The following is a 15,173-nucleotide window of genomic DNA, read 5'->3' as shown; positions in this document are numbered from 1 at the left end:
AGAATATGTACATTATTTCAATTTTGAAAGACCTGCTTACTGTTTAAATTACAAAACCCCTATCCAATATAAAATGGATAAGGGTTTCTAGTTTTTTATTAATGTCTACTTTTGTTTGACAACTCCACTATCACATGGGTCTTTTTGTTTGTTTCGAGGGTTAAAATTGTTGGTAAATAAAGGCCTTAAATGAACTTGTAATGACAAAGATAATTCCGAGTATAAATAATCCTACGATTAGAATCATACTTGCTATCTGTTGCCATTTTATTTCACTCTCGCTCCATCGCGTAAAGAATGTTGAAACGATTGGCATGCAAAATAAAATTGCAAGGACCCAATCGAGTGGGCGTGATAGGACATACGTTAGAATTTGTTTAACGCCGATTTGATTCATATCCCAGATGAACATTTTCGAGATAAAATCGAATGCTTGTTCAAGGGAGGAGGCACGAAAGAAGACCCAACCAATATTAATTAAGAGTAAGGTAACAAGATGCTGGATAACACGTGGTGTTTTCTTTAGCATATCACCCCATACATTACGTTCTAAGATGATAATTAAGAAGTTGAAGCATCCCCAAATAATAAAGTTAAGGGAAGACCCGTGCCAAAAACCGGTAATGAGCCAAACTATTAACATATTCAAATAAGTGCGTGTTGGTCCTTTGCGATTGCCGCCAAGTGGAATATAAATATAGTCTTTGAACCATCGTGTAAGGGTGATATGCCATCGTTTCCAAAAATCACTAAATGAGGTTGCGAGGTAGGGGAAATTAAAGTTCTCAGGAAGGTTAATTCCCAACATTTCACCAATTCCCAATGCCATGTCAGTATAGCCTGAAAAGTCGAGATATAATTGAAGCATAAAAGCAATGGAACCAAGCCATGCTGTTCCTGTAAAGAAAGCAGTTGTATAGAGGCCTTCATAAACTTTTGAGGCGATTAATCCAAAATTAGCAGCTAAATAAGCTTTCTTAAATAAACCGATTGTGAAGCGGGTAAAACCATTATAGAGCATGTCACTGGATACCGCATGATCATCGATCTTAGTTTCATCATATCTTAAAATCGGACCGGAAGTGATAGTCATAAATAACATAAAGAAAGCACTAAATTTGAGTAAATCTGTCTCAGGCTTGCGGTTTCGATAAGTGACATCAGCCAGATATGCAATCCCTTGGAATGTATAGAAAGAGATTCCAAGAGGAGCCATGATTCCTTCTAAAAATGTAAGATTTGTTGTTGCGATAAAAAGTGGTTTATACTTAAAGAAAACCAAGACAAGGATATTTACGCTAATAGTGGTGATAAATAGAACCTTATTAGGATTTTTATGTAAGATTGATGCTGCATAAAAATACGTTAGCATCGATATGATAATAATCAACAACGGAACAAGTCCGAGATAACTGATAAAAATTAAATTGAGGATTGCGAGCAGTGAAGTTTTGTATTTTCCGTGCGTAGCAAGGTTTATAAGAACTGCAAGCGGAAGAAATATAAATAAAAATGTATAACTTGTGAGGGGCATGGTATCTCCTACTCCTTTTCAACTAAATTGAGCTGTGTATTTCGAACAAAGACAACTGCATCAAACTTATTTTTTTCAATGTATTCGAAAACATTACCTTTATAAGACCGTAAATCCAGAGAATGAACTTCATTGAAATCATAAATGGCAAGGTATTCGAGTGCATTGGTGAATGAGTCTCCGATAAAGAGTATTTTAGGTAAATGATCACGCTTTGTCTGGATAATCGTATTCGCCTTATCGCCATTCATAAAATTACTATAAAGTGAGATGTTTTCATCTTCGATCATAACGGGTTCATCGGATGGCGAACCGTTTTCATAGCGTCGATACTCTGGTAGGGATTGATCGATCGGTTTATAATAGTAAAAGACCTCGCCTTTTGAATAACTTGTATCGGCCATTGTCCGAGAATTGTTGCCAATAAAAGGACTGTGGTAGTCAATGCGTTCATAATGATTGAGTGGTCTTGTTTGAATGCGTGTGTCGCTTAAGGTAGCAATAAGTTCTTGATAGATTAATAACGATGCATCGGCGGTATAATGATTGTCGGTTTTGTAATACGGCTCAAGCAAATTGTTTTCAGAAAAAACATTGGAGCCAGATATTGACCGAATATGTTCCGCTTCGGCACGTGTACGAAGTGCGTGATTGTAGTTTAATTTATGGACAGTATTTGTTGCAAAATAATTAGGGAAGAGGTCATGGTGATAATCGAACTTTTGTGGGATATCAATAAAAATAAATCGACCACCCTGATGTTCTGTGGCATCCTTCATGCTTTGTAGATTCGATAAGGGTTTTTCAAAAGATGCTTCTAACGAATTTAAAGTTTGTTCTTGATAATCTTCAAATTCCAAAAGATAACCAGATTTGCTGATAAAATGATTCTTTCGAATTGACTTCAACAAATATTTATCAATTTTGGAACTTGATTTCAAAATGTGATCCCGAAACACAAGTTGATCAAGTGAATATGTTTCGAGATTGTCGAAGAATGTTCCATCGACTATGGTTGGAATATCGGCAGTTGGAAACTGGGCAAGATTTCGATATTCTAACGCTGAACGAGATCGATCGGGACTTAATATTGAGACAACTGAAATCATCAACATCAAACCTAAAGTAATTACTACAATATATTTTTTCAAGACAGTGATACCTCCTTGTATCAAAAATGGGGATTAACGGTCTCTCAATTATATACCAATTCAATAAAAATTAGTATTAATGCGGTCTCATCGGAAATAATTTGTATTTAAGAATTTTATTAGATTCGAAAATAAGGTATAATAGTGTTGTTTAATATATAAAGTTTGATTGTTTTCGTCGATGTTGCTTAATAAATATATGATGATACAATTAAGGAGGAAAATATGCTTAATTTTACAGTTGGGCCGGTCATGATGCGTCAAGACATAATGGATGTTGGTGCTGAGCCTGTTCCATACTTTAGAACACCTGAATTTTCAGATGTTATGTTGGAAAATGAATCAATCGTTAAGGAAATTTGCGGTGCTCGAGATGAAGACAAAGTAGTGGTCTTAACGGGATCGGGTACAGCTGCTATGGATGCAGCAATTGTGAATTGCGCAAAGGAAAACGATAAGTTTTTAATTGTTAATGGCGGCTCTTTTGGAGCTCGTTTTTGTGAAATATGTTCTGTTTATGATGTGAATTTTGAATCCATTGATTTAGATTTTGGTCAAAGTTTGACATCATCTGATTTAGAACCTTATGAGAATGCTGGATTTACAGGATTTCTGGTGAATTTAGATGAAACATCTTCAGGTGTTTTATATGATATCGATTTAATTTCGGCGTTTTGTAAACGTAATAATCTATTCTTGATTGTGGATGCAATCAGTGCGTTTTTAGCGGATGAAATTATGATGGAGAAGTCCAATATTGATATTCTCATTACCGGGTCTCAAAAGGCTTTAGCATTGCCTCCAGGACTTTCAATTCTTGTGTTGTCTGAAGATGCTCAACGACGTGTCGATGAGAACAAACGTCCATGCTATTACTTAGATTTAAAGAGTGCACTATCAAATGCGAAGCGGGGCCAAACACCGTTTACACCGGCTGTTGGTATTGTTTTGCAACTGAATCTAAGACTTAAACAAGTTAAGCAAGATGGCATTGAACAAACAATTGGAAATACAAGAGCACTCGCAATGTCATTTCGATCAAAAATTGAAGATTACGGTTTCAAGTGTGTGACCAATTCTAGTTCGAATGCAGTAACGGCGCTTTTTGTTCCAGAAGGTAAATCAGCAAAAGAAATTTTTACGGTTCTAAAGGATGAATATGAAATCTGGGTAACACCGAGTGGTGGTGTTTATGCAGATTCTGTTTTAAGGGTTTCGCACATTGGTGAAATCACTCAAGAAAATATGGAGACATTATATAATGCGCTCGATTCACTTAAAGAAAGAGGTATAATCTAATGAAATTAGTATTATTAGCAGCAGGAAGAGGAACTCGTATTAGCCGTTATTTAGAAGGAAGACCTAAATGTACTGTTGATATCGGGGGACAACCACTTATCGAATACACAATTGAATTATTCAATAAAAATGGCATCAACGATATTGCAATCGTATTAGGATATGAAGGTCAATACATTCGTGAAGCACTTAAAGGTAAAGATGTTAAGTTTTACTATAATCCATTCTATGACGTAACAAACAGTGTTGCTTCAATTTGGTTTGCGAAAGATTTCTTTGAACCAGAAGAAGATGTATTAATCATGAATGCGGATGTATTCTTGGAACAAAAAACTCTTGATATTATCTTAGCTGAGAAAAAATCACCGGTATTGTTCTCGGATGATACTCGTAAAGAAGAAAGTGATTACAAATTCTACTATGAAAATGATATCCTCATCAAACATGGTAAGGAATTAACAGGGGATGATATTACTGGGGAGTATGTTGGGATTGCGAAATTATCTTCAGACTTCTTACCTGAATTCTTACAACGTTTAGAAATCTTAATTGATTCGCAACAACATGGATTATGGTGGGAAAATATTTTATATTCCATGATCGAAGAACAACCAATTCATGTGAAAAATGTTGCGCCAAATTTCTGGGGTGAAGTTGATTATATTGAAGACTATGAGCGAATCATGGCTTTTATTAAAAAATAACAAAAATAATAGTTTGGGAGAGAGAATCGAAAGATTCTTTTTCTTTGATTCGATTTTACAACCGACACATAACCTTGTTAGCATATGTCGAATATGCTATAATTGACCTGTTTGTAAAATATAAAAAAGCAGTGTTTATTAAGCAATAAACATTCTGTTAAGATAATGAGGATGAAAAATATGATAAACAACAACTCCGATGCTCGTGAAAATATAGAATTAATGGAAAAGTATCAAGAGTTTAAGAAAAAACACCCATACGTTTATTTAAAACGATTTTTTGATCTTATCTTAACACTATTGTTTTCACCAATTATTATTATAATTGTTGTGATTTTCGCAATTATTGTTAAGGTGGATTCTAAGGGGCCAGCTTTCTATACACAGCAACGTGTAGGGCAAGCTGGTAAGGAATTCAAAATCTATAAATTACGTTCGATGCGTGTTGATGCAGAGGTCAATACCGGGGCTGTGTGGGCCGAAAAGAATGATCCACGCATTACGAAAGTAGGACGTTTTATTCGCAAGGTTCGTATCGACGAATTACCACAATTCTTAAATGTTTTAATTGGAGAGATGAGTATAATTGGTCCTCGTCCAGAGCGTAAAGATTTAACGGATCAATTTGAAGCGGAAATACCTGGATTTAAAGAAAGACTCCTTGTTAAGCCGGGAATTACAGGTTGGGCTCAAGTTAATGGAGGCTATGACATTACACCTGCTGAAAAACTTGTGTTTGATCGTGAGTATCTTGATGCGTTTTCGTTTAAACAAGATGTCGTGATTATTTTTAAAACAATTCGTGTGGTTCTTACAGGCAGTGGCGCACGTTAAAGCACTCGCAAGAGTGCTTTTTTAATTATTTGGTGGATTCGTGGTAAAATTAAGATTAATTAATATATGATTATTGGATAGAACGGTTTTAATGGATTGGAATCGTTTATAATAGGAGTGCCGAGGAGGGTTGTAGTGATGAAAAGTAAAAAAATGCTCGCGTTGTTATTGTCGCTGGTAATTCTTGTAACGTCTGTTACGTATAATACGTTTGCTTTTGATGAACGGTTAAATACAGATGTCACCCAAGAAGTTGATGTAAATCAAAAAATGGAATTTGAAAAGGAGTCTGAGACTACGGAAGGTGAGGCATCATCAGAAGTTGAAGAACAAGAACGCCCAGAAGTTCAAGAAATAAAACCGGAAGTTTCTTCGAAAATTCCTGTTCAGTCATTGAGCTCTGTTGATAAACTTTGTGTTCAAAATGGTTGGATTCAAAAAGGGTCTGCTTGGTATTACTGTGAAAATGGAAATCCAATTAAAAATTGGAAAGAAATTGGCGGTTTCTGGTATTTCTTTAAACCAGATGGTGTGATGAAGTCGGAAGTTTGGCACCAAAGTGGGAACGAATGGTATTATTTTAGTAAAAGTGGAAGTGCAGTCAAAGATGATTGGGCTCAAATTGGTGGATATTGGTATTTATTTGATGCGAAGTCAGTCATGCTTAAAGATCAGTGGACGCAGTCCGGAGGTCATTCTTATTACCTTGATTCAGAGGGACGCGCAGTGAAATCGCAATGGAAACAGGTGGGGGATTCTGCCTATTATTTTGATGCATCCAGCCACCTCATTCGTGAAACCAGTGCATCACATACGTATTCAGTGAAAAAAATACAAGATGACGGCAGTATCGCACCCGGAAAACCAAGTTTTGTAAGCAATAGTCTGACTGAGGCGATTGGAAAAATGAACCAAATGGGAAGTGGCTATGTTGTTACGTCAAAGGATGGGTTAAGCCATTTAGGGATTGTCGCAATGAGTTCTGGATATGCGCATTCACTTCCAGATCGAAAAGGTCTAATTAAAGATCTTGCAAGTAGTGAGACGCTTAAAATTTATGATAATCGTAATCTTTCAGGATCTGCAATGACATATATATCAAGCAATTACAAAATGCAATATAAAGGAACTGAGTTGACAGATTCAGGGAAACCCGTAATTCGTGTTAATATTCAAGGTGCGGAAGGGTATGTTGATTTTAATAAAGTTGACTTAATTCCAATGTATTATGTTGATAAAAAGATTCCTATTTATTTAGGTGGGAATCTTAATGATGATGGGTACCGTAAAGTAGTTTCTCCAGACTACTATTGGGTGAAAAATGGTGAAATGTCACTGTACTTCTCTCAAACGTACGCAAACAGTGGTGAACAGGGGATAACTTATGCCCAAGCACCATCATGGCTTCCTGAATCGGGGAACCCTTATTACTCAGAAGATGGAGTACACTTTTTTAGTGACAAAGAACTGAATCGACCAATGATGGATGGCAATCAACCTGGGGAATTTTATGCATATTATCAATGGCTCCCCGTTCGAAGTTTTTCAAATATAGGGGCCGACGATTTAAATGCTCGTCTTCGTTATTTGGATAAAACTGATTCAATAATGTATGGAAATGAACAAGCATTTATTGAAAGTGGTCATCTCTATGGAATGAATCCACTGCTTTTATTCGCACAGGCTGCGCATGAATCTGCATATGGTACATCGTGGCTTGCGAAAAATAAGTTTAATTTATTTGGATGGAATGCTGTTGATTCTGATCCAAGTCAAGCATTGGCCTATACAGGTGTTTATAATAGCATTAATTATCATATGTCAAAGCAATTAAGTTCTTACTTTGATGTTGGGGAGTGGCGCAATGCGGGACTTAGTTTTGGAAATAAAGGATCGGGAATCACAGTAAGGTATGCATCAGATCCCTTCTACGGTATTAAAGTAGCGGGTATTGCGTATACCACAGATCGAGCTGCTGGCTTTAAAGATCATAATGGTTATGATTTAGCGCGGATTAAAAATCAAACAAGTACGTCCGTATATAAAGGCTCAAGCACTCATTCGGGGGTCTATTATGCGACGAACTCGGGTCTAAATGATCAAGTAGTTATCAATCTTGGTGAGGCATCGGGTTATATGAAGACTTATCTCTCAATGCCTGTTGTGAATGGTTCGGTATCTGTAAAGGCGATGCCTGTTGATTTACCTGCAAATCTGGGTTATATTGCTAATAATGCGGTAAATAAACTTAAAGCGAATGGTGTCAAAAAGGCGAGTGCTCCAAATTTACGTGTGACTGTTGCGGACACGTCCAAGAAATATACAGTTAAACAAGATCTTAACATGCGCAGTGGTTGGGGGACATCAAACCGGATCTTAGCTACAATTCCGGCAAAAACGATTGTTCAAGCATATCCGACTACAAATGGTTGGGCTAAACTTGTTTACAATAATCAGATTGGGTATGTTTCTCAAGATTATCTAACGACTGAATCAATTCCAACCGCTCCTAAAAAGGGTTGGATTAAAGAAGCTTCAAAATGGTATTATTACGAAAACAATAAACCGGTAAAAGGGTGGCGTGAAATAGGTGGTAGTTTTTACCTCTTTAATAATAGCACTGGAGTGATGTATGCAAACACCTGGACTAAGGATGCATCAGGCCGTTGGAATTATCTCAATGCGGATGGGAAGGCATTAAGAAATGAATGGTTTAAATCTGCAGGGAAATGGTATTATGCAGCTAATGACGGTAAGATGCTTCGATCAGGTCTTCACCTCATAAAAGGTTCGTGGTATGAATTTGGTTCAGATGCTGATATGAAACTCAATAAATGGGCTAAAAATTCAAAAGGAAAATGGCATTATCTCAATTCAAGTGGTGCTGCTGTAAAAAATGCATGGGTTAAAGTGAGTGGAAAATGGTACTATGCTGATGCAAACAGTGAAATGGTCACGGGATGGAAAAAAATCAATGGAAGTTGGTACGTCTTTGATTCCAGTACAGCAATGCTTGCGAATCAATGGTATAAAAATGCAAGTGGGTCATGGTCTTATGTTTCAGGATCAGGGGCTGCGTTAACAAGCCAATGGACAAAGTCAGGGGGTAAATGGTACTGCTTCTTAAGTCATGGCGGAACTGCTCGCGGCATTCATCGCATTGGTGGTTCGAGTTATGCATTTGGTACAGATTCTGTAATGTATGCGAATCAATGGGTTAAACTGAATCAAAAATGGTATTATGCCACAGGTTCGGGTGCACTTCAAAAGGGTTGGATTAAATTGGGCGGTTCTTGGTATTATTTAAATCCAAGTGATTGCGTAATGATATCAAATACAACAATGACCATAAATGGAACGCGTTATCGCTTTGATCGTTCAGGTCGCATGCTCTAGTATAAAAAAACCATAATCGCTGTATGTGATTATGGTTTTTTTTATAGAATTTTTTAAGATATTATTGCGTTAATGCGATAAACATTTCAATTCGGTCAGCTGCAACTTGTAAACTGGATTTCCAGAATTCAACATCTGTAACGTCGATATCGGCTTGTGCTGCGACATCTTCACATGATGATGTTGTTGTTGCTTTAAGGAGATTGCGGTATGCAGGGACAAATGCATCCCCTTCTTTTTCAAATTTAGCATAAAGCCCAAGAGCAAACAAGCCACCAAATGCATAAGGGAAGTTATAATAACTTAAACCACCACTGTAATAATGACCTTTACATGCCCACATATATGGATGATATGTACTTGCGTCTAAACCATCTCCATACGATTGACGTTGTGCTTCAATCATGATTTCTTTTAAATCTTTAGGAAATAAGAATTCAGATTTACGACGTTCGAAGACCTCGGATTCAAACTTAAAGCGGGATAAAATATCAACAATAATTTGCGTTAAATCTTGAAGTGAGTTTTCAATTAATACGAGTTTTTCTTCGTCGCTTGACACTTTTAAGGCAGCGTTGAAAACGATATTTTCACAGAATGTTGAAGCAGTTTCTGCGACCGGCATCGAGTAACTTGTATTGAGAATAGGCAAGTCTTCAATCATCATGCCATGGTATGCATGCCCTAATTCGTGAGCAATCGTTACGATATCAGAAATAGAACCATCAAAGTTTGTAAGGACATAACTCTGTTTTATTTGAGATTGATTACTGCAGAAGGCACCGCTGCGTTTTCCTTCACGCGGTAAGAAATCAATCCATGCATCTTCATAAGCTGTTTTTGCCATGTTTGCAAGATCATCGGAAAATTCCGCAAAACTAGTAAGAATCATTTCCTTAGAATCTTCGACTGTATAAGTCTTAGGGTTTGTGGTTTCAAAAGGTGCGAAGAGATCATACCAAGGCAATCCATTCTCATAATTCATAAGGTGCGCTTTATGTTTAAGATACTTTCTAAAGACTGGAAGGTACGCTTCGATTGCTTCCATCAATGCATCGAGGGTGGCCTTGCTCATCCGTGAATCGAAAAGTGTTTTATCCAATGCGGATTCGTAACCTCGTAAATCAGAAATAGTATTCACGGTTCCTTTAATGCTATTAAGTGCAAAGGCAATCGAATCATCCATTTTTTCATACAATTCAAGTTCTTTATAATAGGCATCCTTACGAATCTTTGGATCATGTGAGTATGCGAGATTTCGAATTGAAGCCATAGTGTGCTTTTCACCATTAAACTCAATTGTCGTCATTGATGTTAAATGTCCAAACAATTGATTCCATGCACTGGCACCATTAATATTCAACTTAGCAATTACCTCTTCAACATCTGGGGATAAGTTGTGTTTGCTGAGGTCAATCATTTCTTGCAAGATAAATTCGTGTTCTTTAACTAAGGCACTTGCTTTAACCCATTGTGGGAAAACGTCTTTTGAATCAGCCATAAATTGACTAAATAACGCATAAGCGCGTGATGTTTCACTTAGAATATTCTGAAGTTGCCCCATGTAACGATTGCTTTCATTATCGCTTGCATTTGCTGATATTTGCAAACTGGCGAAACTCACTAATGAGTTAGCGAGGGTGTTGAGTTCTGAGTCAAGCGTTAAAAATGACTCGAGATCTTCACAATCTTTTAAATTGGGTGCGAGGTCGTTCATTGACTTAATAATTGTTTTGAGCTTTTCTACATCTGCAGTGTAGGTTGCATCATAGCCCTTGTATAGAGCATCTAAATTCCATGTATACATAGTGATATGGTTCTCCTTTAAAATATACCAAAATTATACCACAATAATGTAAAGGTGTTACATATTTATGAAAATACAGGTTAAATTATCAGAAAAATATTGAAACCATTTTCATATTATGTTAAAGTTTCTTTACAGAAAGGTTGGTGTCCTATGACCAACGAAAATCAAAAACAAAACAGCACTTTCTTTAACTTTAGGTAAAGGTTAATATCGCTACACGATATTAACCCTTTAGTCTTGGTTAGTAGGATGTAGCTGAATACCTTTAAAAAGCTGCATTCGCAGCTTTTTTTGTTTGAAGGAGGAAAAGATGAAAAAATCGATGATTATCTGTATGCTTTTAGTTTTATTAAGTGGGTGTGTGAATGCAAATCCAGAAAAATTATATACGATTGGTGTTTTACAGTTTGCGGATCATCCTTCCTTGGATGCGACGTATGAAGGGATGAAAGAAGCCCTTGATAAGACGATAGGGTCGGAGCATTATCGTATTATCTATCAAAATGCACAGGGTGAAAATAGCAATAATGAACTAATGGCTCATGGGTTTGTATCGCAACACGTTGATTTGATATATGCCATTGGAACAAACTCGGCCCAAAGTGCGAAAAATGCGACAGAAGGTACAAGTATTCCGGTTGTATTTAATGCCGTTACCGATCCGGTTGCGGCAGGCCTGGTCGATTCTATGGATTATCCAGGATCATCAGTCACAGGGGTTAGTGATCAAGCACCTATTAAAGAACAATTAGCGTTGATAAAGATGCTTTTACCTCGAGCGAAACGGATGGGAATTGTTTACAACATGGGTGAAATTAATTCCATAACGCAAGTTGAGGCGATTTCCTCGTTAGAGAAAGAACTCGAAGTGGTTGCGGTTGGAATAACAAACATGCAGGAATTACCGATTGCAACTCAACAATTAGCCGAAAAAGTCGATGTTATATTTAATATAACGGATAATATGGTTGTGGCTTCAACTGCGAACATTGTAGATATTGCGTCAAAATACGACGTACCTGTATTTGCATCAGAAGATGGACAAATCAACGAAGGTATTCTAGCTACTGAATCCTTGAGTTACGATAACCTTGGCGAGCATGCAGCAGAATTAATATATCAAATTCTTGTGGAGAAAAGCGATCTGAATAAGTTGCCGGTTTTAACGTCAAACAAGACAAAATTATTTATAAATAAACAGGTCGCTAGTCAGTTTGGAATAGAAATTCCATCTGACCTTGAAAATCGAAATGAGCTAAAATGAAAAAATATTCATCATTCTGTAAGAAATGAATAAAAATGAAAAAACTACTTGCATCTCAAAAATATCAGTGTTATGGTTGTTAAGAAAGGTTGGGTATTCCAATGAACAATATAAGTAAAATCAATCAAGCCCAACAATGGAGCTACTATTATTATTTTAGTTAATCAGTTAATATGCCGTGTGGATATTAGCTGTTTTGTGTTACTAAAATCTACAGGCTCCCATTAATCTCATACCATTTTAACAAAGCCGTGTAGATTTATGTACATGGCTTTTTTGTTGGATAATGGAGGAGAAAATATGAAAAAAGTATTAATGATCATAATAAGTGCAGTGCTGCTTACGGGATGTATGAGTGGTGAACAAAATGAAATTAGAATTGGTGTGATACAGTGGGCGGAACATCCGGCACTTTCGGATTCTTTGGATGGATTTAAGATGGGGTTGGATGCTACTGGGTTAACAGAGAAAGTTTCTTTAGAAGTGAAAAATGCGAATGAAGATGTTGGGACGGCTAACCTTATCGCAAATCAATTTGTACGAGATGCTGTTGATTTAATTTTTGTAATTGCAACTCCAGCTGCTCAAGCCGCTATGAATGCGGTAGACGGCACCGATATCCCTGTGATTTTTAGCGCGGTATCGGATGCGAAACAGGCAGGATTGGTGGATGATCTCGCTCACCCAAGTGGAAACTTAACGGGCGTCAGTGACTTACCCCCATTGGATACACAAGTAGCGTTGATTCAAGAAATAATGCCAAATGCCAAAAATATTGGGATATTATACAATACGAGCGAAATTAATAGTAGAAACCAAATTGATGAGGTGCGAAACATTGCCGCTAAATTAGGTATGAAGGTCAATGAAAAAGGTGTAAGTCAAGCGAATGAAATCGCAATTGCTGCACAACAATTAGTTCAAGAAACCGATGTGATTTATATCGTCAATGACAATATGATTGCTTCGGCTACTGGATTAGTTGTTGACACTGCTAATAGTGTAAACAAACCAGTCTTTATGGCTGAGGTTGGGCAGTTTGATCAAGGTGTTTTAGCTTCAGAATCTGTAAGTTATAAATATCTTGGTGAAAAAGCAGGGGCGATGGCTTATGAAATTTTGGTAAATAACGTGACCATTGCATCACTCCCTGTTTATGTTTCTGAGAAAACGGAGTTGTATGTTAGTGAGGCTGTAGCATCAAAATTGGGTATTCAGATACCTGATTCGATACGTGAAAGGGCGGTAAATCAATAATGGGTGTTCTAAATTCAACGTTTATTTCTGATATTTTAATTCAAGGATTTCTATATGGCATTTTGTCCATGGGAGTTCTTATTTCTTATAAAATTTTGGATATCCCGGACTTATCGGTGGACGGAACGTATCCATTAGGTGCAGCGGTGAGTGCAATCTTGATTCTTAATGGCCTGAATCCATGGATGGCTCTTTTAATATCAACCATAGCGGGTGCAACGGCCGGAATTGTTACTGGTTTATTCCATGTTAAATTCGGAATTTCCTCACTACTCAGTGGTATATTAGTGATGACGGGACTTTATTCTATAAATCTTGTAGTTGCTGGAGGGAAACCCAACATTCCCCTTTTTAAATTTGAAACCATCTTCTCAACTCAATGGTTGGAAAAACTCGGTGCACCTCCGTTTTTAATTAATAATTTCCAATTAATTGTAATGGTTATTCTCGTTTTAGGCATCAAAGTAATTATTGATCAACTTCTCACGACTAAAACAGGTTACTTACTTAAAGTAACGGGAGATAATGAGCAACTTGTGACCACATTGGGCCACAATGTTGGACTTGTGAAAATTTTTGGCTTGGCATTGGCAAACGCAATCGTCGCTTTCAGTGGTGGTTTGGCAGTTTCGGTGAATAAATATTTTGATATTTCATTAGGGACTGGTATGGTGGTTTTAGGGCTTTCGTCCGTTATCTTAGGTACGACAATCTTGGGGCGAACAAAATTGAAATCGACCACCATGGTTATCTTTGGTGCGATTGTATACCGCTTGATTGTAGCACTTGCAATTCGAATGGGAATTGATGCTCAGTTTATGAAACTCATCACTGTTGTGATCTTTATTAGTGCAATAATGTTGAATAAAATTAGGCTTCCAAAATGGAAAAACGCAAAGGAGAAACACGATGTTACAACTCAATAAAATAACAAAAACATTCAACCAAAGTACCCCAATGGAAACAACGCTTTATCATAATTTAAATTTAAGTGTTGAGAAGGGGGAGTTTATCACGATAATTGGTTCGAATGGAAGTGGTAAATCTACATTATTAAACTTAATTTGTGGCCAAATTAATCCTGATAAAGGCACCTTAACATTTGGAAATCGTGACCTTTTAAAAATGAAAAATCATCAGCGCTTTAAGACCATTTCTCGGGTTTACCAAGATCCGATGGCTGGAACGTCACCTTCGCTCACAGTTTTAGAAAATCTATCGCTTGCCTCGAATAAAGGAAAGCTTATGAGTTTAACGAAAGCAATCAATCATAAACATGAAGCAGAGTTTGTCAATTTATTGAGATCATTGAATCTCGGACTTGAAGATAAGCTTCATGTGAAAGTGGGTCAACTTTCAGGTGGACAGCGACAAGCACTGTCCTTGCTGATGGCATTGATGAATAATCCAGATCTTTTATTACTTGACGAGCACACCGCTGCTTTAGATCCGAAAAGTTCAGAGTCGATTATAAAACTTACGCAAAATATGGTTGCTGAACGAAACATTACGACAATCATGGTGACGCATAATTTACAGCACGCACTTGATTATGGATCGCGTTTATTGATGTTTCACAATGGAAATATAATTCGTGATATCGCTCATCCCGAAAAGGAGCACCTCACAAAAAAAGATTTGTTAGAAATGTTTGCGTCTTATGATGATGCTTATATTGAAACACTTTAAGGCAGAAATGCCTTTTTTAACTTATAGTTCATTAATCACCGGGTTGACTATATATAAGGAAGAAAAAATCTATGATTCGTGATGTAAAAGACCGAATTAAAATAAAACAAAATAAAGTGAAAATAGTGTTGACGGTGGATAAAGAGGGTGGTATTATATACAAGCGCTAAGGGAAACCGAGTGCAGAAAATGGTCTTTGAAAACTAAACAGGAAACGTCAATTTCAAAAAGAAAT

Annotated in this window: 11 protein-coding genes; 8 read left to right on the top strand and 3 right to left on the bottom strand. The window is 36.9% G+C overall.

The window, feature by feature from the left end; translation table 11 throughout:
* Window positions 1-160: 160 nt before the first annotated feature.
* Window positions 161-1,534 (bottom strand): MBOAT family O-acyltransferase, encoded by a 1,374-nt coding sequence (locus tag EPJ89_RS08435; RefSeq protein WP_200549508.1) that lies wholly within the window; start codon window positions 1,532-1,534, stop codon window positions 161-163.
* Window positions 1,535-1,542: 8 nt separating this feature from the next.
* Window positions 1,543-2,685, bottom strand: a complete 1,143-nt coding sequence (locus tag EPJ89_RS08430; RefSeq protein ID WP_244660822.1) for a hypothetical protein — start codon at window positions 2,683-2,685, stop codon at window positions 1,543-1,545.
* A gap of 225 nt (window positions 2,686-2,910) precedes the next feature.
* Between EPJ89_RS08430 and EPJ89_RS08425 the strand changes: the two genes are divergently transcribed.
* The 4 genes from EPJ89_RS08425 to EPJ89_RS08410 all read left to right on the top strand — a co-directional run bounded on the left by EPJ89_RS08425 (window position 2,911) and on the right by EPJ89_RS08410 (window position 8,918).
* On the top strand, window positions 2,911-3,984 hold the full coding sequence (locus tag EPJ89_RS08425; RefSeq protein WP_161637063.1) for a pyridoxal-phosphate-dependent aminotransferase family protein: 1,074 nt from the start codon (window positions 2,911-2,913) through the stop codon (window positions 3,982-3,984).
* Window positions 3,984-4,688: an NTP transferase domain-containing protein gene (locus EPJ89_RS08420; protein ID WP_161637064.1), complete on the top strand. Its 705-nt coding sequence runs from the start codon at window positions 3,984-3,986 to the stop codon at window positions 4,686-4,688. The genes EPJ89_RS08425 and EPJ89_RS08420 overlap by 1 nt, the downstream gene beginning before the upstream one ends.
* 180 nt (window positions 4,689-4,868) lie before the next feature.
* Window positions 4,869-5,522, top strand: a complete 654-nt coding sequence (locus EPJ89_RS08415; RefSeq protein WP_161637065.1) for a sugar transferase — start codon at window positions 4,869-4,871, stop codon at window positions 5,520-5,522.
* A gap of 138 nt (window positions 5,523-5,660) precedes the next feature.
* Window positions 5,661-8,918 (top strand): glucosaminidase domain-containing protein, encoded by a 3,258-nt coding sequence (locus EPJ89_RS08410; protein ID WP_200549506.1) that lies wholly within the window; start codon window positions 5,661-5,663, stop codon window positions 8,916-8,918.
* Between the two features lie 61 nt (window positions 8,919-8,979).
* On the opposite strand, the gene EPJ89_RS08405 is transcribed toward EPJ89_RS08410, so the two are convergent.
* Window positions 8,980-10,725: a M3 family oligoendopeptidase gene (locus tag EPJ89_RS08405; protein WP_161637067.1), complete on the bottom strand. Its 1,746-nt coding sequence runs from the start codon at window positions 10,723-10,725 to the stop codon at window positions 8,980-8,982.
* A gap of 313 nt (window positions 10,726-11,038) precedes the next feature.
* Here EPJ89_RS08405 and EPJ89_RS08400 point away from each other — a divergent pair, with 313 nt between their 5' ends.
* The 4 genes from EPJ89_RS08400 (at window position 11,039) to EPJ89_RS08385 (ending at window position 14,938) form a co-directional block, all read left to right on the top strand.
* Complete coding sequence (locus tag EPJ89_RS08400; RefSeq protein ID WP_200549504.1) at window positions 11,039-11,992, top strand: ABC transporter substrate-binding protein; 954 nt, start codon at window positions 11,039-11,041, stop codon at window positions 11,990-11,992.
* A 300-nt stretch (window positions 11,993-12,292) separates the two neighbouring features.
* The gene (locus EPJ89_RS08395) at window positions 12,293-13,249 is read left to right on the top strand and encodes an ABC transporter substrate-binding protein (protein WP_161637069.1); all 957 of its coding nucleotides are present in this window, start codon (window positions 12,293-12,295) and stop codon (window positions 13,247-13,249) included.
* On the top strand, window positions 13,249-14,175 hold the full coding sequence (locus EPJ89_RS08390; RefSeq protein WP_161637070.1) for an ABC transporter permease: 927 nt from the start codon (window positions 13,249-13,251) through the stop codon (window positions 14,173-14,175). The genes EPJ89_RS08395 and EPJ89_RS08390 overlap by 1 nt, the downstream gene beginning before the upstream one ends.
* Window positions 14,159-14,938: an ABC transporter ATP-binding protein gene (locus EPJ89_RS08385; RefSeq protein ID WP_125164804.1), complete on the top strand. Its 780-nt coding sequence runs from the start codon at window positions 14,159-14,161 to the stop codon at window positions 14,936-14,938. Before EPJ89_RS08390 ends, EPJ89_RS08385 begins: the two co-directional genes overlap by 17 nt.
* Window positions 14,939-15,173: the final 235 nt, after the last annotated feature.

It is taken from the genome of Erysipelothrix sp. strain 2 (EsS2-6-Brazil) (assembly GCF_016617625.1).
Taxonomy (GTDB): Bacteria; Bacillota_I; Bacilli_A; order Erysipelotrichales; family Erysipelotrichaceae; genus Erysipelothrix; species Erysipelothrix piscisicarius.
The sequence above is the reverse complement of the archived record's forward strand: the minus strand, read 5'-3'. Positions and strand labels throughout refer to the sequence as shown.

What these genes read in the sequence shown, in the direction of transcription:
- EPJ89_RS08410 (WP_200549506.1), top strand. Translation starts at nt 5,661, where the DNA reads ATGAAAAGTAAAAAAATGCTCGCGTTGTTATTGTCGCTGGTAATTCTT.
- EPJ89_RS08400 (WP_200549504.1), top strand. Translation starts at nt 11,039, where the DNA reads ATGAAAAAATCGATGATTATCTGTATGCTTTTAGTTTTATTAAGTGGG.
- EPJ89_RS08425 (WP_161637063.1), top strand. Translation starts at nt 2,911, where the DNA reads ATGCTTAATTTTACAGTTGGGCCGGTCATGATGCGTCAAGACATAATG.
- EPJ89_RS08435 (WP_200549508.1), bottom strand. Translation starts at nt 1,534, where the DNA reads ATGCCCCTCACAAGTTATACATTTTTATTTATATTTCTTCCGCTTGCA.
- EPJ89_RS08390 (WP_161637070.1), top strand. Translation starts at nt 13,249, where the DNA reads ATGGGTGTTCTAAATTCAACGTTTATTTCTGATATTTTAATTCAAGGA.
- EPJ89_RS08420 (WP_161637064.1), top strand. Translation starts at nt 3,984, where the DNA reads ATGAAATTAGTATTATTAGCAGCAGGAAGAGGAACTCGTATTAGCCGT.
- EPJ89_RS08415 (WP_161637065.1), top strand. Translation starts at nt 4,869, where the DNA reads ATGATAAACAACAACTCCGATGCTCGTGAAAATATAGAATTAATGGAA.
- EPJ89_RS08405 (WP_161637067.1), bottom strand. Translation starts at nt 10,725, where the DNA reads ATGTATACATGGAATTTAGATGCTCTATACAAGGGCTATGATGCAACC.
- EPJ89_RS08385 (WP_125164804.1), top strand. Translation starts at nt 14,159, where the DNA reads ATGTTACAACTCAATAAAATAACAAAAACATTCAACCAAAGTACCCCA.
- EPJ89_RS08395 (WP_161637069.1), top strand. Translation starts at nt 12,293, where the DNA reads ATGAAAAAAGTATTAATGATCATAATAAGTGCAGTGCTGCTTACGGGA.